Raw genomic sequence first — 23444 nt, 5'->3', positions numbered from 1 at the left:
CGGCCGGGGTGTCCCGGCCGGCGGTGCGGCACGTCAGGCCCGGCGCCCCAGGTACGCCAGCAGCTTGGTCTGCTCGTCCGCGCCGGGCGGCGGCTCGAGGGCGGGCCCGCTGACCATGCGGCTGCGCACCACCTCCTCGCCGACCATCCGCAGCGCCTCCCACGCCTTGTCGATGTCGGCCTGGTCGATGCGCTCGTCCTGCCCGGTGGCCCGGGCCAGGTCCCAGCCGTGCACGACCAGCTCGGTGCAGACCGCGCTGTCGATCGCCTGGGAGAAGCTGCGCAGCCCGAAGCGCCCGTCGAACTCCGCGCGGGCCTGCTCGGGGTCGTTCAGGCTGGACTCGATCTGGTCGCGGACCCGCACGAACGCCTTGTACGGGTCGACGTCCACGCCGGGGCCCTGCGGCACCGGCAGGCCGACCATGTTGAGGTGGATCTCGCTCATCTCGACGACGTGCGCGACGAGGTCGCGCACGCTCCACTCGGTGCAGGGCGTCGGCCCCGACCAGGCGTCCGCGCCGACCGCGGCGATCCGGTCGGCGAACTGGGCCCCGAGCCGCGCGAAGCGGTCGGCGACGGCTCGTTCCTCCGCCGTGAGCCCCGCACCGCTCACCGACGGACCGGCCGTCCGTCCGGGCTTCACCGTTGACATAACCGTTCTCCTGCCACTCGACGTCAGGTGACCCCGGTGTACGCCTGTCGTGGCGCCACCGGGGCCCTACCTGTACGACGGGTGGGCAGCGGGAAAGTCATCGCCGCAGCGCCCGGCCCGGCGTGTCGCGCACCGCGCTGGCCTGCGACGACACGGCGGACAGGGGCCGGGCGGACCCGGTCGGCGGGCGGCGGACGGCCGCCCGCGCTCAGTACTCGACGACGGCCCGGAACCGCACTTCGCCCTTGGCGACGCGGTCGACGGCCTCGGCGACCCGGGTCGCCGGGAAGGTCTCCACCCACGGGGTGACCCGACCCGCGGCGACCAGCTCCAGCGCCTCGCGCAACAGGTGGGGGCCGCCGTGGGTGGCGCCGGTGATCCGCTGGCCCTGGGAGAAGAACGGGTAGGTCATGGCCGGCGGGATGGTGAACGGCTCGACGCCGTCGATGCCGGCGAGCACCATCCGCCCCTGCACGCGCAGGCCGGGCAGGCAGGCCGCGGCGGCCCGGTGCGACGGCGCGGTGAGGATGACCACGTCGGCGCCGCCGGCGGCGCGCAGCTGCTCCCCGTCGGCGACCACCAGGTCGGCGCCGAGCCGGCGGGCCGCCTCGTGCTTGTCCGCCGAGCCGGTGATCGCGATCGTCTCGTGCCCGCAGGCCTTCGCGTACTGCACGGCCAGGTGGCCGAGGCCACCGATGCCGATCACGGCCACCCGGTCGTGCGGGCGGGGCTCCGCCGCGCGCAGCGCCGACCAGGCGGTGTAGCCGGCACACATCACCGGGGCGGCCAGCTCCCAGGCGAGCCCGTCGGGCAGCAGCACGGTCGACTCGGCGGCGGCCACCAGGTACTCGGCGTGCCCGCCCGGCGCGGTGAACCCGGTGGTCGTCGGCGCGGGGCAGTTCAGCGCCGTCTGGCCGGTCACCGGCAGGTCCCGCAGGCAGTAGTCGCACCGGCCGCAGCCGGACCGTACCCAGGTCACCCCGACCCGGTCACCGGGCCGCCGGCTGGTCACCCCGGCGCCCACCTCGACCACCTCGCCGACCGGCTCGTGCCCGGTGACGGCCGGGTCGACCGCCGGGAAGGGCAGCATCCCCCGGGTGGCCAGCACGTCGTTGACGCAGACCCCGCAGGCCCGCACGCGTACGAGCACCTCACCGGGACCCGGCGAGGGCGTCGCCACCTCACGCAGCTCCCAGGCAACGTCGACTCCCGGCACGACCGCCGCTCTCATCACCGACCACCACCGTCCTGTGCACGACTCGAAGGAGGATCCGCCCCGGACGCCACGGCGTCGGGACGGGCGGCGCCGACGGATGCTCCTCCGCCCGCGCCGCCCCTGCATGCTCGCCCTGCCCCGACCGGCCGGACATCCTCGCGATTGCCGCACGGCCGACGGGTCGACTCCTGGCCGGTCAGGACCGGCGGGCGGCGAGCGCCTCCAGCGCCGGGACGATCTCGTTGGGGCTGGGCATCGCCTGCCAGGTCTCGCGCAGCGCGCTCGCCCCCTCCCGGAAGGCCGGTTCGGTGAGCACCCGCCGGATCTGCGCCCGGATCTCCTCGACGCTCTGCTTCTGGTGGTCGAGCCGGACCCCGGCGCCCTGCTCGGTGACGTAGCCGGCGCAGGGGGTGGCCAGCAGGTTCTTCTCCGGGTGCAACCAGCCGGCGGCCTCCTCGGCCACGTCCTCGTCCTGGACCCCGAACTCCCGGCCGGCCCGGTAGGTGCCGCTGTCGGCCTCGGCCGGCGCGGCCGTCGCCGGGCGGAACAGCAGCGAGTCGTCGGTGTCGCAGACCAGCTGCGGGATGCCCGCGGCGACGGCGGAACTGAACGTGCCCATACCGCCGTGGTGCACGAGGGCGTCACAGGTCGGCAGCAGCTGGGTCAGCGGCACCCACTCGATCGCCCGCACGTTGTCCGGCAGCATGTCCACCGCGGCCAGCTGAAGCGGGCTGAGCGTGGCGACCACCTCGACGTCGAGGCCGGCCAGGGCGGCGAGCAGCTTCGGGGTACGACCCCAGTCACCGGCGACGTAGCGGCGGGTCGACTCGCCGAGCGACAGCGCGATACGGGGCCGCCCCTGCGGCCGGGTGTGCAGCCAGCGCGGGAAGACCGACGCGCCGGTGTAGGGGACCTTGCGCACCGGCACCTTCACCGTGGCGGTGGGCAGACTCAGCCCCTTGGGCAGCGGGTCGACGGTGAACTGCCCGAGCAGCAGCTCGTCGTCGACGGGCACCCCGTACCGGTCGGCCAGCGGCCGGACCAGGTCGGCCAGCGGGTCGTCGGCGAGGCCGGCGGCGCGGACCGCCTGCCGGTGCGCGGCCAGCCGCTCCTGGCTGTAGGCGAAGTAGTCGAGATTGCTGCCGAGCAGCCGACCGTGCGCCGCGCCGGCGGCCCGCGCCGCCACCGCCCCGGCCGGGAAGACCAGGTCCCACAGCACCAGGTCCGGCCGCCAGGCGCGGGCGAACTCGACCAGGTCCGGGGCGTCGGGCAGGTCGGCGCGCACGTAGTCCGAGGCCGGGTTGAGGTTCCACTGGTAGAAGGCGATCCAGTGCTCGGCCTCCTCCGGGCTCAGGCCCATGGCCCGCACGTACGCGTTGACCTCCTCCGGGGCCGGCGGCTGCCGGGCGTCCTCGCGCAGCCGCGGCTCCGGCGAGCCCGCGTCGCCCAGCGCGACCGGGACCAGGCCGGTGCTGGCGATGGTGTCGGCGAAGCCGGCGTGGGACGCGACCCGGACCTCGTGCCCGGCGGTCTGCAACGCCCAGGCGTACGGCACCACGGGATACAGATGCGCCACGGCGGGATAGACGGTGATCAGCACACGCACAGGGGTCCTCCTTGGGCACACGGGGTGGCACCGGTCCCCCGGCGTCCGGGCGCGGAGCACCCCCGGCGGGTCGCCGCCGGGGCAGGCGCGGACGACGGGTCGTGCCGGCACGGCGTGTCGCCGTGTCGGCCTGGAGATCAGGATGCCGATCCCGCGCCGTGGCGGCTTCTCCTGCCATGCGCAGGCCCCGCCGGGCCGACCGGCGGGCGGGGACGGCCGCTCGGCGGTGGGCAATCAGGAAGATGCCGCCGCCGGGCGGCCGGTTGGACGATGAGCGCCGGACGACATCGGATCCTGCGGGCGACGTGTGTGCCATCACGCGTGGCGACCCGTGGTGAGTGAGGGGTGACCCATGGCGATGCCCGAAGCCGCCGACCCGCCGGCCTTCCCGATCCCACGGGAATGCCCGTACCGGCCGTCGGCCCGACACGTCGGCCTGCGGGCGGACAGCCCGATGACCAAGGTGAAGCTCTACAACGGACGGACCGCCTGGCTGGTCACCGGCGCGGCGCAGGCCCGTGCGGTGCTCTCCGACTACCGCCGGGTGTCGATCCGCCCGTACCACGGCAACTACCCGTTGCTGAACGAGGAGTTCGAGAAGGTCGTCGACAGCGGCTACGCCGACGTGCTGTTCGGGGTCGACCCGCCGGAGCACACCAAGCAGCGCTCCATGATCATGCCGAGCTTCACGCTGCGGCGCACCGCGCTGCTGCGCGACGACGTCCAGCGCATCGTCGACGGGAAGCTCGACGACATGATGCGCCACGGCGCGCCGGCGGACCTGGTGAGCATGTTCGCCCAGCCGGTGCCGTCGATGGTGATGAGCACCGTGCTCGGCGTGCCGTACGACGAGCACGAGGACTTCGAGACCCCGGCGCACAAGCTCTTCGTGCCGGAGCTGGCCGAGGAGGCCACCGCGGAGCTGGGCGAGTACCTCGACCGGCTGATCCAGAAGAAGGAGAACGACCCGGGCGCCGGGGCGGTCGGCCTGCTCGACGACCTGATCGCCAACCACCTGCACACCGGTGAGCTGACCCGCTCGGAACTGGTGCACATCGCCATGGCGATGCTGGTGGCCGGCACCGACACCACCACCAACGTGATCTCGCTGGGCACGATGGCGCTGCTGGACAACCCCGAGCAGTGGGAGGCGCTCCGGGCGGACCCGGAGATCGTGCCCGCCGCCGTCGAGGAGATCCTGCGCTACGTCTCCCTGGTCGAGGCGTTCGCCCGGGTGGCGGTCGAGGACATCGACCTGGGCGACGGCAACGTCATCCGCAGCGGTGAGGGGATCCTGATCAGCTGCGCCGGGGTCAACTTCGACCCGGCGCACGTGGCGGAGCCGGACACGTTCGACATCCGCCGGCCGGCCAAGCCCAGCTTCTCGTTCAGCCACGGCATCCACCGCTGCCCCGGCGACAACCTGGCCCGGCTGGAGCTGGAGATCGCCTTCCGGACGCTGGTCGAGCGGATGCCGAACCTGCGCCCGGCGGCCGACCTCGACAAGCTGCCCAGCAACAACAACGACGGCACCCTGCAACGGCTGTACGAGCTGCCCGTGGTGTGGTGACCGGCCCCGACGGCTACGAGGAGAAGGAGCAGCATGGCACAGCCCCGCACCGACCAGGCCGGCGGCGCGACCGGCGAGGTCCTGGAGTACCGCGGCGTCGCCTACGACACCGGTACGAACTTCGCCACCGGTCAGGGCGACCTCTCCCGCACGGCGTGGAGCAGGCGACAGATGCTGGAGGAGCTGAGCCTGATCAGCGACCAGCTCAACTGCAACTCGATCACGATCTACGGCAGTGACCTCGATCGGCTGCGGGAGACCGCGGAGGCCGCCGTCGAGCGGGACCTGCACGTGCGGTTGCAGCCCCGGCTGGCGGACCGACCGCAGGGCGAGGTGCTGGACCACCTGGCCGAGGCGGCCCGGCTCGCCGAGTCGCTGCGCCGGCAGGACGCCCGGATCGACCTGACGGTCGGCGCGGTGCACCTGCTGTTCACTCCCGGCATCGCCGACGGCGAGCAGTACCACGAGCGGATGGCCAACGCGTACGCCGACGCGGACCACCACCTGCTCAAGCCGACCGGGCGGATCGACTTCGCCGAGGCGGCGCCCCGGCTCAACGAGTTCCTGGCCCAGGCCAACGGGGTGGCCCGGCAGATGTTCACCGGCCCGGTCAGCTACTCGGCCGCGCCGTTCGAGCAGGTCGACTGGTCGCTGTTCGACCGGATCGCGCTGATGTGGCAGTACCTGCCGACGTACCACACGCCGGAGCAGCACCGGGCGGTGCTCGACGGCTACCGCCGCTGGGGCCTGCCCATCCAGATCGCCGAGTTCGGCACCGCCACCTACCAGGGCGCGGAGGAGAAGGCGTTCTTCTTCTGGGACGTCGTGGACCGGGCCGGCGACACGCCGCTCGTGTTCGACGGCGTGGTCCGCGACGAGGGTCGCCAGGCGGCGTACCACCTGCGGATGTTCGAGTTGTTCGAGCAGGCCGGGGTGAACGGGGCGTGGGTCTCGGAGTTCATCCACCCGACCCACCCCCACTCCCCCGACCCCCGCCTCGACCTGGACACCGCGAGCATGGCGATCGTCAAGACGATCCGGGACGACTTCGCCGACCCGGCCTCGACCTACCGGGTCGAGCCGAAGGAGTCCTTCCACGCCATCGCCGACCACTACGCGCACCTCGGCTTCCAGGCGGCGCGCCGCTGAGCGTCCGGGCCGGGCGGGTCACCGTCCGGCCCGGCACCACCGTCACCGCAGCCCGCCGCGTCGGCGTCCGGCACCACGGCCGGGGGACCCTCGGGGGTTCCCCGGCCGACGCGCGGGAGGGGTCACCGGCCCGTCCCGCGTACCGCCGTCGGCAGCCGGGCCCGACCCCTCAGGAGCACCATGAGAACCGCGCACCGGACCTGCCCGATCTGCGACGCCGTCTGCGGCCTGCGGCTCACCCTCGACGAGGCCGACCACGTCACCTCCGTCCGGGGCGACCCGGACGACCCGTTCAGCGGCGGGTACGTCTGCCCGAAGGGAGCCAGCCTCGGCCGCCTCGACGAGGACCCGGACCGGCTGCGCGCACCGATGGTGCGCGACGGCGACCAGTGGCGGGAGGTGAGCTGGGAGGAGGCGTTCCGCCGGGTCGACGAGGGCCTGAGCCGGGTGGTCGCCGAGCACGGCCGCGAGGCGCTCGCCGTCTACTTCGGCAACCCGACGTACCACACCATGGCGGGCTTCATGTACCGCGAGCCGCTGACCCAGGCGCTCGGCAGCCGTAACGTCTTCTCCGCCAGCACCATCGACCAGATCCCGAAGCACGTCTCGACCGGGTACATGTTCGGTGACCCGTTCGCCATCGCGGTGCCCGACGTGGACCGCACCGACCACCTGCTGATCATCGGGGCGAACCCGTTGGAGTCGCACGGTTCGCTCTGCGCCGCGCCGGACTTCGCCGCCCGGCTGCGGGCGCTGCGGGCCCGGGGCGGCCGGGTGGTCGTGGTCGACCCGCGACGCACGCGCACCGCCGCGTTCGCCGACGAGCACCTGCCGGTACGCCCCGGCACCGACGCGTTCCTGCTCTTCGGGATGGTGCACACCCTCTTCGCCGAGAAGCTGACCCGGGTCGACCTCGAGGTGGAGGGCCTCGACGAGCTGCGCGCCCTCGCCGAGGAGTTCAGCCCCGACGCGGTGGCGCCGGTCTGCGGCATCGCCGCCGAGGACGTGCGGCGACTGGCCCGCGACCTGGCCGCCGCGCCGACCGCCGCCGTCTACACCCGGGTCGGCACGTCCACCGTGGAGTTCGGCACCCTGGCCCAGTGGCTGGTCGACGTGGTGAACATCCTCACCGGCAACTTCGACCGCCCCGGCGGGGTGATGTTCACCCGCACCGCCGCGCTGGAGATCTTCCGCACCGGGCAGCCGTTCGCGACGGGACGCTGGCACAGCCGGGTCCGCAAGCTGCCGGAGGTGCTCGGGGAGATCCCGGTGGCGACCCTCGCCGACGAGATCGAGACCCCGGGCGAGGGGCAGGTCCGCGCGTTCGTCTGTCTCGCCGGCAACCTGGTGCTCTCCGCGCCGAACGGGCCGCGGCTGGACCGGGCGCTGCCCGGCCTGGACTTCATGGTCGCCGTCGACCCGTACCTCAACGAGACGACCCGGCACGCGGACGTCATCCTGCCCCCGCCGCGGATCCTGCAGATGCCGCACTACGACTTCCTGCTGCTGATCGTGACGGTCCGCAACTACACGCGGTTCTCCCCGCAGATCCTGCCGTTGGCGCCGGGCCAGCCGTCCGAGGCCGAGATCATGGCCCGGCTGCTGCTGATCATCTCCGGTCAGGGCGCCGACGCCGACCCGTCGCTGGCCGACGAGGCGATCCTCGACGCGGTGCTGCGGGGCGGCACGTCGATCCCGGGGTCGCCGCTGGCCGGCGCGGACGTGGCGCAGCTGCGCGCCGAGTTGACCGGCGACAGCGGGCCGGAGCTGATGCTCGACGCGATGCTCCGGCTCGGCCCGTACGACCTGTCGCTGGAGAAGCTGCGGGCCAACCCGCACGGCATCGACCTGGGCCCGCTGGAGCCACGCCTGCCGGAGCTGCTGCGCACCGCCTCGGGGCGGGTCGAGCTGGCGCCGCCGCAGCTGACCGCGGACGTGGCGCGGCTGCGCGCCCGCTTCGCCGGGCCGCAGCCGGAGTTCCTGCTCGTCGGCCGCCGCCAGCTCCGGTCCAACAACAGCTGGCTGCACAACACCCCGACGCTGGTGGGCGGCAGCAACCGGTGCACGTTGCACGTCAACCCGGCCGACGTGGCCCGGCTCGGGCTCGACGGGCACGCCGTCGTCCGCTCCGCCGCCGGCGAGGTGGTCGTACCGGTGGAGCCGAACGACACCGTCATGGCCGGCGTGGTGAGCCTGCCGCACGGCTGGGGGCATCGCCGTACCGGGCAGCGGCTGGCCGCCCAGGACCCGGGGGTCAACGCCAACGCCCTCACCGACGAGACGGTCGTGGACGTGCTCTCCGGCAACGCCGTGTTCAGCGGGGTCCCGGTGACGGTCGCCCCGGCGTCGGCTCCGGCGGACTGACCACTACGCAGTCGGCGCCCTCGCCCGGATCGGGCGGGGGCGCCGTGGCGTGTGGACGGTGGGCGCGCCGGCTCCGGACAGCCCGGATCCCCGGCGGGCGGCGACGCTGCCGCCCACCGGGGATCGTCCACCGGCCGGCCCGGAGCCGGCGGCAGGTCAGCGGGGCACGGCCGGGGCCGACGCCCGCCGGGGGTACGCCCAGAGCCGCATCGCGGGCCGTTCCACCAGGGCGTAGAGCGCCCAGGAGACGAGGATGCAGACCAGGTAGACCCCGACGAGGAAGGCGATGCCGGTGACCGTGTCGAACTGGTACGGCTGGTACGCGGCCCGCACGCCGAGCTGCCCGTTGACCGCCGCGTGCAGCAGGAAGAGCACGTGCACGTGGACCAGGAAGAAGGCGTAGGAGATCTCACCGAGCCAGACCATCGGACGGTTGTTCAGCAGCGAGGGGCGGCCGGCCACGTCGCTCGCGGCGGCGGCGGTGATCAGCAGCGCCATGGGCACGAGCAGCACCGACTGGTAGCCGTCCATCAGGCTCAGCGGCACGGTCGCCACGTAGACCACCACCAGCAGCAGCGCCGGCAGCATGGCGCGCAGCCCGATCCAGCGTCCGGAGAGCAGGATCCGGGCCATGACCATGCCGACCAGGAACTCGAACAGCCGCGCCGGCGGGAAGAAGTAGACGAACCACTGCTCGGTCCAGCTCAGCGTGGTCGACATCGGGCTCAGCGGCGCGTCCGGCAGGGCCGCCCGGGCGATCACCGGCAGCAGCATGGCGCCGGCGGTGAACAGCCCGGCGGTGAGCCAGAGCCGCTGCGGCCGGATCCGGTTCACCAGCGGCAGCAGCACCGGGAAGAGCGCGTAGAACAGCAGCTCGACCGAGAGCGACCAGGTGACGCCGTTGACGGCGAACAGGTGGTAGTTCGGGTCCGGCAGGAAGCCCTGGACGAGCGGGAGGCTGGCCAGCGTCGGCCCGAGCATGACGGGCAGGCCGGCGACCAGCATCAGGGCCAGCACCCCGAGGTAGACCACCACGTGGTTGGGGAAGATCTTGAAGAAGCGCCGGCGGTAGAACGCCCCGGTGCTGTCGGCCGAGCGGGCCGACCAGGTGAGGACGAAACCGCTGAGCACGAAGAAGAATGCGACGCCGACGGATCCGGTGTTGTGGGCGAGGATGCCGTACACCTCGTTGACGTCGTCGTTCCGGAAGAGCGGGAAGATGAGCCCGTGTCCGATGAACACCAGACTCGCGGCGATGATGCGTAGTGCGGTCAGGGACGGAAGTCTCGTCGGAACGGACTCCTTGGCCTGTGTCGCCGCCCCGTCTATCGCTGTCATATTCGCGGCCGTCCTTTCCAGGCGCCAGGGGCTGTGTGCACGGCTGATGCGATTGCCATTTGCGTTGCCGGCAATCTAGCAACGTGGATCCCCCGCCAGTTCTCTGGAATTGCGGATTTCCGCGCGCCCGGTTGCGGCCCGCGAACCGGTCCGGCCGGATGCCCGCACGGCCCATCGCAATCGGGAGGATGCGCAGGCCAACCGTGGAAAGCGACCGTTGACGCGTCGTGTCAGCAGCGCCGCCGGGCCGTGGCGCGACCGCGACGGGCGTCGCAGACGCCGGTCACCGGTCGGCCGTGCCGCGGCGGTGCGCGCCGAACGCGGGACGACGGTTCCGCTTTGACGTTCGAGGGGTGGCCATGGCCGTGCCAACGAAGACCACATCGGAGCCGGGCTCGTCGGAACTGCCCAGCTACCCGATTCCCCGGGAGTGCCCGTACCACCCGTCGCCGGAGACCGCCCGGCTGCGTGAGCCCGGGCCGATCTCGAAGGTACGACTCTACGACGGCAAGGTCGCCTGGTTCGTCACCGGACCGACCGAGGCCCGCGCCCTGCTCGCCGACCGGCGGGTCTCCAACCGCTCGGACTTCCCCAACTACCCGGTGATGGACGAGCGGCACACCCGGATGCGGGCGACCCGGGAGATGGCCAAGGAGGAGGAGGGCGGCTTCGCCGGCGCCCTGTTCGGGGTGGACCCGCCGGAGCACACCCGGCAGCGGCAGATGCTGGTGCCGCGGTTCACCGTACGACGGGTGGCGGTGCTGCGCCCGGAGATCGAACGCATCGTCGAGGAGTGCCTGGACGCGCTGATCGACGAGGGCGCGCCCGGCGACCTGGTGTCCACCTTCTCCACCCCGGTGCCGACCCGGGTGGTCTGCGCCTACCTCGGCGTGCCGTACGCCGACCGGGCCATCTTCGAGCCGCTGGCCCGGGACCTGTTCGAGCCGGAGCGGGCCGACGAGGCGATGGAGAAGCTGACCGCGTACCTGACCGATCTGGTCGAGGCGCGGCAGGCGCAGCCGGCCACCGGGCTTATCGACGACCTGCTCGCCGGCCAGGTCGCCAAGGGCACCCTGACCCCCAAGGAGCTGGTCTCCTTCGCGATGGCGATCCTGGTCGCCGGCACCATCACCACGTCGAGCATCATCGGGCTGGGCACCCTCGCCCTGCTGGAGCACCCGGAGCAGTACCAGCGCCTGGTGGCCGACCCCGACCTGGTGCCCGGAGCGGTCGAGGAGATGCTCCGCTACATCTCGCTGGTCGAGCAGCTCGCCCGGGTGGCCACCGAGGACATCGAGATCGGCGGGCACGTGATCCGGGCCGGCGACGGCATCCTGGTCAGCTTCGCCGGGGCCAACCTCGACCCGAGCGTGACCAGCCACCCCGACACCCTGGACATCACCCGGCCGCCGTCGAACCACCTCGCCTTCAGCTACGGCATCCACCACTGCCTGGGGCACAACCTGGCCCGGCTGGAGCTGGACATCGCCTTCCGCGCCCTGGTGCGGCGGCTGCCCGGGCTCCAGCTCGCGGTGCCGGCCGCGCACATCCCCACCTACCAGAGCGGGGACGTGCAGCGCCTGGCCTGCCTGCCCGTCGTCTGGTGATCCGTGCCGCCCCGACCGCCGCGCCGGACGCCCCGTCCGGCGACCTGCCCACCCCGCCGTAGCCCACGAGGAGTCCGATGCACAACGTAGACGGCGCGGTCGCGCTGAGCACCGAGGTGTTCGCCAACCCGTTGGCGCTGCTCACCCAGCTGGGCGAGCGGCGCCCGGTCCACCGGGTGACCCTGCCGGACGGGATGCCGTCCGTCCTGGTCACCGGCAACCGCGAGGCGCGGGAGGCGTTGTCCGACCCGAGGCTGGTCCGCAGCGTCGAGGCCGCCGACCCGGAGCTGCACAAGTACCACCCGTTGGCCAGTGACGACTACCCGCTCTCCCGGCACATGCTCTTCGCGGACCCACCCGACCACGCGCGGCTGCGTCGGCTGGTGTCCAAGGCGTTCACCCGACGCCGGGTGGAGCAGATGAAGCCGCGGATCCAGGAGATCACCGACCGGCTGCTCGACGCGGTGATCGCGCAGGGGCGGGCCGACCTGGTACGCGACTTGGCGCTGCCCCTGCCGATCGCGGTGATCAGCGAGATGCTCGGCGTGCCGTTCGAGGACCGTGACGAGTTCGAGCAGCACGCGGAGACACTGACCGGGATCAACGCCTCGGCCAGCTTCGACTCGATCATCGCCGCCGGCACCTGGTTCGACCAGTACCTGACCGAACTGGTCGAGCTGCGCCGCAAGGATCCCCGCGACGACCTGATCTCGGCCATGATCGCGGCCCAGGAGCAGGGTGACCGGCTCAGCGACCTGGAGCTGCGCTCCAACGCGCTGCTGCTGCTCAGCGCGGGCTTCGAGACCACCGTCAACCTGGTGGCCAACGGGCTGCTGGCGCTGCTGCGGCACCCCGAGGCCATCGACCTGCTGCGGGCCGAGCCGACGCTGATGCCGAACGCCGTCGACGAGCTGCTGCGCTACGACAGCCCCGTCTCCTGCGTGACCTACCACTTCGCCCGGGAGCGGCTGGAGATCGGCGGCTTCGAGATCCGTCCCGGCGAGCACGTGGTCATCGCCGCCGCGGCGGCCAACCACGATCCCGCGGTCTTCGACGACCCGGGCCGGCTCGACCTGCGCCGGGAGAACAAGGGGCAGATCCTCAGCTTCAGCCACGGCATCCACTTCTGCCTCGGGGCGCCGCTGGCCAAGCTGGAGGGCGAGGTAGCGTTCGAGACGGTGCTGCGCCGGCTGGAGGGTCTCGCGCTGGCCGTGCCCGCCGACGAGCTGACCTGGAAGGCCAGCTTCGTCCTGCACCGGCTGGAGCGGCTGCCGGTCACCTTCACCGCACGGCCCTGAGCCGCTCCGGCCCGCCGCGGCGGGCCGGAGCGGATCCGGCGGCCGCCGGCCCGGTGACCCGGGTCAGCAGCCGTCGTCGTATCGGCCCAGGTGGGCCAGGAGGCGGGCCTGCTCGTCCGCGTCGGCCGGCGGCGGCACCGCCGGCCCGAAGCCGAACCGGACCTCCTCCTCGCCGACCAGCTCGATGGTGCGCCAGAGGTGGTCGGTGTCGGCGGGGTCGATCCGGGCCCGCCGGCCGAGGGCGCGGGCCAGGTCCCAGTGGTGCACCACCAGCTCCATGCCGATGGCCCGGTCGATGACCTCGGCGTACGTCCAGTCGCCGAGCCGGCCGCCGACCCGCGCGCCGGCGACGGCGGGGTCGGCGAGCGCGGCGAGCACCTGCTCCCGGATGCCCCGCCACGCCCCGAGCGGGTCCTCGGCCACCGACGGCACGGCACGCGGCGGCGCCCCGGCACGTCCGAGGTGGACGGTGTTCATCTCGGCCACGTGGGCGACCAGGTCCCGCACGGTCCAGTCCCCGCAGGGCGTGGGGCCGTCCCAGCCGTCCTCCGGCACCGAGGCGACGGTGCGGGCGAAGGCGTCCGAGCGGCGCAGGTACCGGTCCGCGACCTCGTCCATGCCGGCACTATAGGGCGCGGCGGGCGGCCCGACGGCGCGCACACGCCGGGCATCCGCGGTGGCGGGACCGCCCGGTACTGCGGCGACCGCGGCACCGCGCCCACCGCCGGTGCGGCGGCGGGGCCGCGCGCACACGCCGGTGCCCGGCAGCGGCGGGGACGGCCGCTGCCGGGCACCGGGGATCGGGGCCGGTCAGCTGGGGTTGACCTTGCCGGCCTTGACGTCGAGCCGGGACAGCACGTCCACGATCGCCGAGGACGCCCGCTTGGCCTGCTGGTCGTCGAGGACCAGCGGCGGGGAGAGCACCAGCGTCGGACCGTAGTTGCGGGTGATGACCCGGTGGTTCTCGTAGAGCTCGTCGGCGACCGCGAGGGCGAGGTCCGGCGCGACCGGCTCGCGCGTCTCGGGGTTGGCGACCAGCTCGATGCCGACGGTCGCGCCCTCGACCCGGACCTCGCCGACGACCGGCAGCGCCGCGGCCGGGGCCAGCCCCGCCCGCAGCCAGTCGCCGATCTCCAGGGACCGCTTCAGCAGCCCCTCGTTCTCCAGCAGGTCCAGGTTGGCCAGCGCCACCGCGCAGGCCGTGGGGTGACCGGAGTAGGTGTGACCGTGGAAGAAGCTGGCGTCCCCGGCGGCCATGACGTCGGCCACCCGGTCCCGCATCAGCACCGCGCCGAGCGGCAGGTAGCCGCTGGTGAGGCCTTTGGCGGTGACGATGATGTCCGGGTCCATGCCGCGCTCGGCGGAGTCGAACCAGGCGCCGGTGCGCCCGAACGCGGTGATCACCTCGTCGGCGATCAGCAGGATGCCGTAGCCGGTGAGCAGCTCACGCACCCGAGGCCAGTAGTCGGCGGGCGGGGCGATGACGCCGCCGCCACCGAGGATCGGCTCACCGATCATCGCCGCGACGTTCTCCGGCCCCAGCCGCTCGATCGTCGCCTCCAACTCCCGCAGGAGGAAGTCGGTCGGGTCCTCGCCGCCGTACATCTCGCTGTGGTACGGGTACGGCGGGGTGACCTTCTCCACGTGCGGCAGGTTCGGACCGACACCGACCTGCATGTCCGGGATGCCGGTCGCGGTGCCGCCGCCGAGGGTGGCGCCGTGGTACCCGAAGTGCCGGGCGATGATCCAGTTCCGCTCGGTCTGCCCGCGCCGGTGGTGGAACAACCGCGCCAGCTTGATGGCGGTGTCCACGCCCTCCGACCCGCCGGAGGTGTAGAAGACCCGGTTGACGTCGCCCGGGGCGAGGTCGGCCAGGCGCTGGGCGAGCAGCGCGGACTTGTCGTTGCCGAACTCGAAGAAGCTGGTGAAGTGGGCCAGCTCGGTGATCTGCGCGGCGGCGGCCTCGGCCAGCTCCCGGCGGCCGTGGCCGACCTGGGCGACCCAGATGCCACCGCCGAGCATGTCGAGCAGTTCCCGCCCCTCGGCGTCCCACACGGTGGAGCCGACGCCCCGGACGATCATCCGGCGGAACGGCCGCTGGTCGCGCTGGTGCGAGTGCAGGACGTAGCGCTTGTCCAACTCCCCCAGTTCGGCGCCGGACACGGCGCGCCCGGCCCTGGTCGTAGAAATCGTCACGTGACCACTCCCTCGTTTGCAGACGATGCGGGCTTGCCGGTACGTGGTGTGCGGCCCGGGATCACCGGCACGGTGACCCACCACTGCGGACGACGCCGGGGCGACCCGCGCCGCAGCGCCGTCGCCGGTGACGACGGCCGCGTGGGCGGCGTCCACCGTGTCCACCGCCCGACCCGCCGGCCGGGGCGTGGACGGCCGGGCGTACCTGCGCCCCTGCTGGTGGATTCCCCGAAACAATGGCAGCCGGCCGCCGCGGGAACATCTTCCGGCGTGCGCAGCCCTGATCACGGACCGTTCCGGCACCACGTCACTTCGTGACGGCGCCGACCCCGCCAAATAAGCATTCTGGAAGATGCCCGGACGGTACGCCGCTGATTACGGTACGCGTTCGAGGTGGGAATGGCGGCGGCTGGGACAGCGTGCAGCGGCACCTTCCACACCGGGCAGTAGCGGCAAAGAACGGAATTGGCGCCGCGTTTACCAGGATGGGGGAGAATATGCCCGTACGGGGCAGCAAGATAGCCACCGCGTTGGCTGCGGTGACGCTGGTGTTCGCCGCCGGGTGCGCCGACGGCGAGTCGGCGGCCAAGGAGACGAAGGCCGAGGCGTCGGCCCCGGCGTCGCCGAAGGCGCCGGCCGACCTGAAGGACCTGCTGACCAACCCGCACGCCGATCCCAGCAAGGACGAGGTGCTGACCTTCGACTTCAAGCAGGTCGCGGAGAAGTCGCTGCTGGCGCCCCCGAAGGGGATGGCCTTCACGCCGGACTCCTGCGTCAACTACGTGACCCTGGGCGACGCCGCCGGCACCCCGCTGCAGACCGCGCCGGCCGCCACGATCGCCGGCCTCAACGGCTGGATGCAGTTCAACACCGCCAGCCCGGTGGGCAAGGACCACAACCTGGGCCACGACAACTTCTTCGCCCAGTTCGTGGTCGAGCTGCCGGAGGGGCCGAAGCTGGCGGAGATGCACAAGGCCGCGACGGAGTGCGCCAACGGTGACATCACGCTGGACGGCAAGGTCCCGGGCAAGCTGAGCAACGTCGACTTCCAGACGCCGGCCCTGCCCGGCGCGGAGACCATGGGCCTGCGCCAGCGGATCACCTTCCCGCCGCAGAAGGACAAGGCGGCCGCCAAGGTGCTCCAGACCTTCTACGGCCACGTCGACCCCGACGGCGGGGTCGACCGCCCCAAGCACATCGTCATGGTGGTGATGGGCAACGTCTTCTACTACGGCATCGTCACCGACGCCGAGACGGCGAACAAGATGGCCGCCAACTTCCACCGGCTGGCGACCGCGCGCGGTATCGCCTGACCCCACCCCACCCGTGCCCACGCCCGTTGCGGGCGTGGGCACGGTCGTGTCCGCAGCCGGTCGCCGGCGACGAGCGGGCACTCTTCCGCGCGAACGAGCGGACCGGGGCAACACAGAAGATGCCCGCCCCACCATCGAATGCCACCATTACCTCGTGGCCGAAAAGGCGGAAAATCAGTCCGCGTAACAGTTTCGGAGATTGCTGGTCGATGGTTCGCCACCAATGACCTCGATCGACCCGGAGTTCACCTCGCAAATCAATTCGGCACCGTTGTCGACAGCTTCCGGAACGGCGTTGGCCGGGGGTGCGAGGGTCGCCGGCCACGATTCGTAGAACCGCTGACAGCGTCCCCGGTTTCGCTCGACAGGCAGGAGATGGTCGCCGTGGGTTCCGAAGTTGGAAATCGCGTGGTGGTGCTCGGCGGGAGCATCACCGCGCTGTTCGCCGCCAGCGCGCTGAGCGAGGGCTACCGGGAGGTCGTCCTGGTCGACCGCGACGAGCTGATCGACGTCTGGGACGCGCGCCGTGGCGCGCCGCAGGGCCGGCACATCAACGGCCTGATCGCCCGTGGCGCGCGGGCGATGGAGGACCTGTTCCCCGAGATCACCGCCCAGATGGTCGCCGCCGGGTGCCCGCTGACCGACCTGGCCGGCACGGTCAAGTGGTACATGAACGGCAGGCCGCTTGCCCAGACCCGGGCCGGGCTGACCTGCGTGGCCGCCCGGCGGCCGGTCATGGAGGCGCACGTGCGCCGGCGCGTCGCCGCGCTGAAGAACGTCACCTTCATGGAGCGCACCGACATCACCGGCCTGGTCTTCAGCCCGGACAAGTCGCGGGTCATCGGCGCGCGGGTGCAGCGCCAGGGCGAGGGCAACAGCGAGGAGATCCTCACCGCCGACCTCGTCGTCGACGCCACCGGCCGGGGCTCGCGCACCCCGGTCTGGCTGGAGGCGCAGGGCTACCCGCGGGTGCCGGAGGAGGGCACGAAGATCGGGCTCGGCTACGCCACCCGGCACTACAAGCTGCGGCACGACCCGTTCGGCACCAGCCACTCGATCATCTCGGTCGCGTCGGCGGACAACCCCCGGGGCGCCATCTTCACCAAGTCCGACGGCAACAAGGTCGAGCTGACCACGTACGGCATCATGGGCGACCACCCGCCCACCGACCCGGAGGGCTTCAACCAGTTCGTCAAGTCGCTGTCCGCCCCGGAGATCTACGAGGGCATCTCCGACGCGGAGCCGCTCGACGACCCGGTGCTGTTCAAGTTCCCCACCACCCTGCGCCGGCGGTACGAGCTGATGTCCCGCTTCCCCGACGGCCTGCTGGTGCTCGGCGACGCGGTCTGCACCCCGAACCCGGTGTTCGCGCAGGCGCAGACGCTGGCCTCCCTGCAGGCGCTGGCGCTGCGGGACCTGCTGCGCACCGGTCAGGCGCCCCGGTCGAAGGAGTTCATGCGCACGGTCGGACGGATCATCGATCCGGCCTGGGAGATGACCGAGGCGATCAACCTCACCTTCCCCGACGTCGAGGGCCGGCGTACCCGCAAGGTCCAGGTGCTGCACGCCTACATGAAGCGGCTGCAGCTGGCCGCCACCAAGGACGCCAGCCTCACCGAGGCGTTCATGCGCTCCGCCGGGCTGGTCGACCCGCTGGAGGCCCTGCTGCGCCCGAGCACGGTCTGGCGGGTGATGCGCCTCTCGCGTGCCGAGATGCCGCTGCTCGGCGGACGGTTCTGACCCGCCGCCGTCCCGGGACCTGGTCGCATCCCGGGACGGCCGGACAGCGCCGGCACGCACCACCCGACGGACCCCGTCCCCGCCCGGGACGGGGTCCGTCCGTGTCGCCGCGCCGCGTCGAATCACCCCCGGCGGTCACCGGGAGCACGTATCCTCCGACGAGGCGTCGACCGGAGCGCCGGCACGGCCGGGCCCGGGGCGCCCGGCGGCGTACCCGGCCGCCCCGTCGGCCACCAGCGACAGCGCGCCCGAGGGGGACCATGACCACCCGCAAGCCCAGCGAGTCCCGGATCCGGACCCGGATGGCCCGCACCGGGGAGAGCTACGCGACCGCGCGGGCCGGGCTCTCCGGCGCCCGGACGTCGCCGAAGCCGGTGACCGACGCCGGCTGGGCGCTGCGCGGCGGCCTGCACGCCGAGACCTCGAACGTGACCAACGTGCTGGCCCACCTGGGCGGGGCCACCCCGGCGCGGCTGAGCGAGGCGATGCTGCTCGGCGTCGGCGGCGGCCTGGGGGCCGGCTACATGCTGTGGGAGATCAAGGGGCAGACGCCGAACCTGTTCCTGGGCTTCCGGTACCGCTGGACCTTCCACGACTGGGCCGAGCGCACCATGGACCGGCTCGGCGTGGGCTACCAGGTGAAGACGACCGGCAGCAGCAAGACCGCGGCCGGCGCGTTGCACGAGCAGCTCGCCGACGGCACCCCGGTCCTCGTCGCGCCGGACCGGCAGGTGGTCGGCTACTGGCACCTGCCTCCGGAGGCCGCGCTGGCCGGCCGGGGCCGTCCGGTCTTCTCCGGCGCCCGGCGCAGCCCGGTGGTGGCGTACGCGGCCACCGACGACGGCATCCGCCTCGACGACCGCAACCTCGCCCCGCTCACCGTCGACGCGGACACCCTCGCCGAGGCCCGCGCCCGGGTCAGCTCCACCAAGAACCGCATGATCGTGGTGCACACGGTGCCGGAGGAGTTCGCGCTGGCCGACGCCGTACGGGCCGGCATCGCCGACTGCATCGCGCAGCTGGACGCCAAGGCCGCCACGGTGGCGCTGCCGGCGTGGAGCAAGTGGAGCCGACTGGTGACCGACCAGCGCAACGCCAAGGGCTGGCCCAAGCTGTACGGCAAGGGCGGGATGGCCACCACGCTGCTGTCGGTCTGGGAGCACGTCGAGCCGGCCGGGCTCACCGGCGGCAACCTGCGCGACCTCTACGCCGACTTCCTGGACGAGGCGGCGCCCCTGCTCGGCGACTCCGCCGACGCGGCGGCCGACGCGGCGGCGCTGTTCCGGCAGGCGGCGCAGCTGTGGCACGAGGTGGCCGAGACGGCGCTGCCCTGGGACGTGCCCGAGTACGCCCGGATCCGGGAGCTGGTCGCCACCATCTCCGCCGGCGTCGCGGCCGGCGACTCCGCCGTCGCCGAACGCGCCGAGGCCGCCGACACGCTGTGGGACCTGATCGCCGAGTACGACCGCAAGCCCCCCGCCGAGCCGGACCTGACCCGGCTGTCCGAGCAGATCCAGGCGGTCCACGACACCGAGCGGGAGGCCGTCGGGGCGCTGCGTCACGTGCTCCGGTGACCCGCCGGCCGGCGGCGGGCGCCCGACCTGCCGCCGGCGTGGCTCACTGGTCGCGCAGCACGTCGCGCAGTCCGCGCAGGTCCTTGAACGAGGAGAGGTCGTCGACCCGCCAACCCTCCAGGTCGTACTCCGCCAGGCACTGGTCGACGAACGCCTTGTAGCCGTCCAGCTCGCCGCCGAGGATCTGGGCGTTGAGCAGCTCGACCCGGGTGTTCTCGTGGTTGCCGGCGTAGTTGCGCTCGTACAGCTCGTGCCGGCCGCCGAACTCCGAGCCGACCGCGTCCCAGAGCAGCTTCATCAGCTTGACCCGCTCCACCGCGTCGACGCCGCCCGAGCCCCGCACGTACTTGTCGAGGTACTGGCGCAGGTCCGGGTTGGCGAAGTCCTCGGCGCTGGAGTTGACGTAGATCAGGCCGCTGGCCACGTCCTGGAGCACGATCTCCCGTACCCGGGCGTAGCCGACCTGCATGAACCACCGGTACGCCATGCCGTAGGCCGGGTTGGGCAGCACCGCGCCGTTGTGCCAGGCGATCGGGTTGCGGGCGGCGGCGTCGGAGAGCCCCCAGAACAGGTTGCGCCAGGCCAGCACCTCCCCCAGCCGGCTCTGCACGCCGCGGAAGTCGGCCGTACCGGTCGTCTCCAGGGCCTTGGCGAGCAGGCCGGCGATGAACTCCAGCTTGACCGCGAGGCGGGTGCACCCGTGGAAGGTGAAGCGCTCGGTGAAGCCGGACCGGCCGGCGAACATCTGCACCTTGCCGAGGTCGCCGTAGATGAAGACGTTCTCCCAGGGGATGAGGACCTTGTCCAGCACCAGGATGGTGTCGTTCTCGTCCAGCCGTGAGGAGAGCGGGTAGTCGAACGGGCTGCCCATCACCGCCGCACTGGCCGAATAGGACGGCCGGCAGATCAGCTTCATCCCGGGCGCGTCCATCGGTACGGTCGCCACCAGGGCGAACTCCCGCTTGCGCACCGGCAGGCCGTAGTGGGCCAGGAAGTTGTGGTGGGTCAGCGCCGAGGCGGTGGCGACCACCTTCGCGCCGCTGACCACCACCCCGGCGTCGGTCTCCCGTTCCACGTGGACGAAGACGTCGGAGACCTCGTCCGGCGGCCGGGACCGGTCCACCGGCGGATGCACGATGGCGTGGTTCCAGTAGAGGACCTTCTCCTGGGCCTCCCGGTACCAGCGGCGGGCGTTGTCGGCGAACGGCTCGTAGAAGTCGGCGTTGGCGCCGAGGGTGCCGAGGAACGAGGCCTTGTAGTCCGGGCTGCGCCCCATCCAGCCGTAGCTCAGCCGGGCCCACGCGGCGATGGCCTGCTGGTCGGCCACCAGGTCCTCGGCGGAGTGGGGGGTGGTGAAGAACCGGTGCGTCCAGCCCTCGCTGCCGGTGTCCGTCGGCGCGGTCAGCACCGGACGGGACTGCGGGTCGTGCAGCGCGTCGTAGAGCCGGGCGGTCATCCGCACCGGGTTGTGGAAGGCCGGGTGCCTGGTGACGTCGCGCACCCGGTCGCCGTAGAGGTAGATCTCCCGGCCGTCGCGCAACGACTCGACGTACTCGTCACCGGTCATCGGGCGGGTCCGGCGCACGCCGGTCGCCGGACGGTCTGCCAGTTCGGTCATGGATCGCCTTTCGCCGGGCCGGGCAGGCCGTCGGGGCGGAACGGACCGGGCGATCGGCATGCCGGCCCTGGTCCGCCTTCAGCATGGTGAGCGCCGGAGGGCGGGACAAGGCCGTACGCCGCAGAGCGCAACCGGGAAGACGCCGGGTGCGACGTCACGCCCGGTCGCCACCCCCGGTGGGACTTCCGTGACACCGGAGTCGCATAGAGCGATGACTTTCCCGGAGCCGTGCCGTCTCAACAGTGAGCCGCAGGACAGCGCGGCCGATATCGAGAGGACCAAGAGCATGACTACAGTCGACGGGCAGGCGGGCGCAGCCGCTGCCCCGGCCGTGGCTCCCAAGGCCACCTGGCGGGAGTGGCTCGGGCTGGCCGCGATGTGCCTGCCCACCATGTTGACGACGGTGGATCTCAACGTCATGTTCCTGGCGTTGCCACACGTCACGGCGGACCTGGGCCCGAGCAGCACCGAGCAGCTGTGGATCTCGGACATCTACGGCTTCATGATCGCCGGCTTCCTGGTCACCATGGGAACGCTGGGCGACCGCGTCGGACGCAAGAAGGTCCTGCTGTTCGGCGGCGCGGCCTTCCTCGCGTCGTCACTGCTGGCCGCGTTCGCGACCTCCACGATCGTCCTGATCATCGCCCGCGCCCTGCTCGGTGTGGCCGGCGCGACGCTGATCCCGTCGATCCTCGCCCTGCTGCGGACCATGTTCAAGGACCCGAAGCAGATGGGCGCCGCGATGGGTCTGTGGGGCACGTCCCTGATGGCCGGTGTGGTGCTCGGCCCGGTCATCGGTGGTCTGATGCTCGGCGCGTGGTGGTGGGGTTCGGTGTTCCTGCTCGCCGTCCCGATCATGGGCCTGCTGCTGATCGCCGGCCCGGCGCTGATCCCCGAGTCCAAGGACCCGAACGCCGGCCGGCTGGACCTGTTCAGCGTGGCGCTGTCGCTGCTGGCCATCCTGCCGTTCGTCTACGGCCTCAAGGAGTTGGCGCGCAACGGCTGGGAGCCGCTGCCGGTGGTCGCCCTCGTGGCGGGGCTGGTCTTCCTCGTCGTCTTCCTGCGCCGGCAGGCCACCCTGGCCCACCCGCTGATGGACCTGAGCCTGTTCAAGATCCGCGCCCTCTCGACGGCCCTGGCGATGGCCCTGATGATCGCCTTCGTCATGGGCGGCGCCGGCCTGATGGCCAGCCTCTACATGCAGATGGTCGAGGGGCTCAGCCCGGTCCGGGTCGGCACGCTGCTGCTGATCCCGTCCATCGTGATGATCGTCGTCGGCAACCTGGCGCCGGCGATCGCCCGCAAGGTCCGCCCCGCCTACGTGCTCGCTGCCGGCTCGCTGATCGCGGCGATCGGCATGGTGGTGCTGACCCAGGTCGAGAGCACCGCCGGGCTGACCACCCTGCTGGTCGGTCTCGGCGTCGTCTACGTCGGTGGCGCCTCCGTCGGCCCGATGACGCCGTTCCTGGTCATGTCCAACACGCCACCGGAGAAGGCCGGCGCCGCCGGCTCGCTCTCCTCGGCCGTCGGCGAGCTGGGCGTCGCCCTGGGTGTGGCCATCCTCGGCCTCATCGGCACCGCGACGTACCGGGGTCAGGTCGACGTCCCGGGCGAGCTGCCGGCCGACGCGGCGGCCACCGCCAAGGAGAGCATCGCGGGTGCCACGGTGGTCGCCGAGCAGGTCGGTGGCCCGTCCGCCGGCTCGCTGCTCGACTCGGCCCGTGAGGCGTTCACCAGCGGCCTGAACACCGTCGCGCTCGTCTGCGTCTTCGTCTTCGTCGCCCTGGCCGTGGTGGCGTTCGTCGGGCTGCGGCACGTGCCGTCGCTCGGGGACATGCCGATGCCGGGCATGCCGCCGAAGGAGCCGAAGCCGGCGGCCGACGCGGCCGGGTCGGCGCAGCCGGTGCACTGACCGCGGTGGACGGGTAGCGCACCACCACACCACGGCCGCTCCGGTCACCCCCTGCGGGTGCCCGGGGCGGCCGGTGCCGTTCCCGGGGACGTGGGTCCCGCGCCGGTGCGGCGGCGGCGCCGCCCCGCCCACCCGCACGTGCCCCGCTGAGCAATGGCTGGACGTGAGCGCGCCGGGCCCCAGGGCCGTCCCCGAGCGGTGGCGGACGTGACGGAACCCCGGCCCGGGGCCGGGTCCGGGCGGTGGGCGGACGTGCGGCGCCCCGGGCCGATGGTCGGCCCGGGGCGGCGTG

Annotated in this window: 16 protein-coding genes; 9 read left to right on the top strand and 7 right to left on the bottom strand. The window is 72.7% G+C overall.

Features of this window, described 5'->3' with window-relative positions; all coding sequences use genetic code 11:
* Nucleotides 1-33: 33 nt before the first annotated feature.
* The 3 genes from ACPFP2_RS01135 to ACPFP2_RS01125 all read right to left on the bottom strand — a co-directional run bounded on the left by ACPFP2_RS01135 (nt 34) and on the right by ACPFP2_RS01125 (nt 3473).
* On the bottom strand, nt 34-651 hold the full coding sequence (locus ACPFP2_RS01135) for a TIGR03086 family metal-binding protein (RefSeq protein ID WP_424085121.1): 618 nt from the start codon (nt 649-651) through the stop codon (nt 34-36).
* A gap of 208 nt (nt 652-859) precedes the next feature.
* Nucleotides 860-1882, bottom strand: coding sequence for an alcohol dehydrogenase catalytic domain-containing protein (locus tag ACPFP2_RS01130; RefSeq protein ID WP_424085119.1), 1023 nt, complete (start codon nt 1880-1882; stop codon nt 860-862).
* A gap of 181 nt (nt 1883-2063) precedes the next feature.
* Complete coding sequence (locus tag ACPFP2_RS01125) at nt 2064-3473, bottom strand: nucleotide disphospho-sugar-binding domain-containing protein (protein WP_424085117.1); 1410 nt, start codon at nt 3471-3473, stop codon at nt 2064-2066.
* Between the two features lie 352 nt (nt 3474-3825).
* Between ACPFP2_RS01125 and ACPFP2_RS01120 the strand changes: the two genes are divergently transcribed.
* The 3 genes from ACPFP2_RS01120 to ACPFP2_RS01110 all read left to right on the top strand — a co-directional run bounded on the left by ACPFP2_RS01120 (nt 3826) and on the right by ACPFP2_RS01110 (nt 8556).
* Nucleotides 3826-5043, top strand: a complete 1218-nt coding sequence (locus ACPFP2_RS01120; RefSeq protein WP_424085115.1) for a cytochrome P450 — start codon at nt 3826-3828, stop codon at nt 5041-5043.
* A 33-nt stretch (nt 5044-5076) separates the two neighbouring features.
* Complete coding sequence (locus tag ACPFP2_RS01115; RefSeq protein ID WP_424085113.1) at nt 5077-6192, top strand: abortive infection protein; 1116 nt, start codon at nt 5077-5079, stop codon at nt 6190-6192.
* A 180-nt stretch (nt 6193-6372) separates the two neighbouring features.
* A complete protein-coding gene (locus ACPFP2_RS01110) occupies nt 6373-8556 on the top strand; it encodes a molybdopterin oxidoreductase family protein (RefSeq protein WP_424085111.1) in 2184 nt (727 codons plus the stop codon).
* Nucleotides 8557-8712: 156 nt separating this feature from the next.
* Here the strand turns inward: ACPFP2_RS01110 and ACPFP2_RS01105 are convergent, their stop codons facing one another.
* A complete protein-coding gene (locus ACPFP2_RS01105; RefSeq protein ID WP_424085109.1) occupies nt 8713-9894 on the bottom strand; it encodes an acyltransferase family protein in 1182 nt (393 codons plus the stop codon).
* Between the two features lie 359 nt (nt 9895-10253).
* Between ACPFP2_RS01105 and ACPFP2_RS01100 the strand changes: the two genes are divergently transcribed.
* Both ACPFP2_RS01100 and ACPFP2_RS01095 read left to right on the top strand, forming a co-directional pair.
* Nucleotides 10254-11501, top strand: a complete 1248-nt coding sequence (locus ACPFP2_RS01100) for a cytochrome P450 (protein WP_424085107.1) — start codon at nt 10254-10256, stop codon at nt 11499-11501.
* 77 nt (nt 11502-11578) lie between these two features.
* A complete protein-coding gene (locus tag ACPFP2_RS01095; protein WP_424085105.1) occupies nt 11579-12799 on the top strand; it encodes a cytochrome P450 family protein in 1221 nt (406 codons plus the stop codon).
* Between the two features lie 63 nt (nt 12800-12862).
* Here ACPFP2_RS01095 and ACPFP2_RS01090 read toward each other — a convergent pair whose 3' ends face one another.
* Nucleotides 12863-13417 carry a TIGR03086 family metal-binding protein gene (locus tag ACPFP2_RS01090; RefSeq protein ID WP_424085103.1) on the bottom strand — a complete coding sequence of 185 codons (555 nt, stop codon included), beginning with the start codon at nt 13415-13417 and terminating at the stop codon, nt 12863-12865.
* A gap of 192 nt (nt 13418-13609) precedes the next feature.
* On the bottom strand, nt 13610-14995 hold the full coding sequence (locus tag ACPFP2_RS01085; RefSeq protein WP_424085101.1) for an aspartate aminotransferase family protein: 1386 nt from the start codon (nt 14993-14995) through the stop codon (nt 13610-13612).
* A 497-nt stretch (nt 14996-15492) separates the two neighbouring features.
* On the opposite strand from ACPFP2_RS01085, the gene ACPFP2_RS01080 reads away from it, so the two are divergent.
* From ACPFP2_RS01080 to ACPFP2_RS01070, 3 genes are all read left to right on the top strand, one after another.
* Nucleotides 15493-16308 carry a hypothetical protein gene (locus ACPFP2_RS01080; RefSeq protein ID WP_424085099.1) on the top strand — a complete coding sequence of 272 codons (816 nt, stop codon included), beginning with the start codon at nt 15493-15495 and terminating at the stop codon, nt 16306-16308.
* Between the two features lie 384 nt (nt 16309-16692).
* Nucleotides 16693-18048: an FAD-dependent oxidoreductase gene (locus tag ACPFP2_RS01075; RefSeq protein WP_424085097.1), complete on the top strand. Its 1356-nt coding sequence runs from the start codon at nt 16693-16695 to the stop codon at nt 18046-18048.
* Nucleotides 18049-18308: 260 nt separating this feature from the next.
* Nucleotides 18309-19622 (top strand): DUF4872 domain-containing protein, encoded by a 1314-nt coding sequence (locus ACPFP2_RS01070; RefSeq protein ID WP_424085095.1) that lies wholly within the window; start codon nt 18309-18311, stop codon nt 19620-19622.
* Between the two features lie 43 nt (nt 19623-19665).
* Here ACPFP2_RS01070 and ACPFP2_RS01065 read toward each other — a convergent pair whose 3' ends face one another.
* Nucleotides 19666-21240, bottom strand: a complete 1575-nt coding sequence (locus ACPFP2_RS01065) for a 4-hydroxyphenylacetate 3-hydroxylase family protein (RefSeq protein ID WP_424085093.1) — start codon at nt 21238-21240, stop codon at nt 19666-19668.
* A gap of 286 nt (nt 21241-21526) precedes the next feature.
* On the opposite strand from ACPFP2_RS01065, the gene ACPFP2_RS01060 reads away from it, so the two are divergent.
* Complete coding sequence (locus ACPFP2_RS01060) at nt 21527-23152, top strand: MFS transporter (RefSeq protein WP_424085091.1); 1626 nt, start codon at nt 21527-21529, stop codon at nt 23150-23152.
* Nucleotides 23153-23444 lie beyond the last annotated feature (292 nt).

The sequence above is a fragment of the Micromonospora citrea genome, assembly GCF_049629545.1.
GTDB lineage: Bacteria > Actinomycetota > Actinomycetes > Mycobacteriales > Micromonosporaceae > Micromonospora > Micromonospora citrea_A.
Note: the sequence above shows the minus strand (reverse complement) of the source record. Positions and strands in the feature narration are given on the sequence as shown.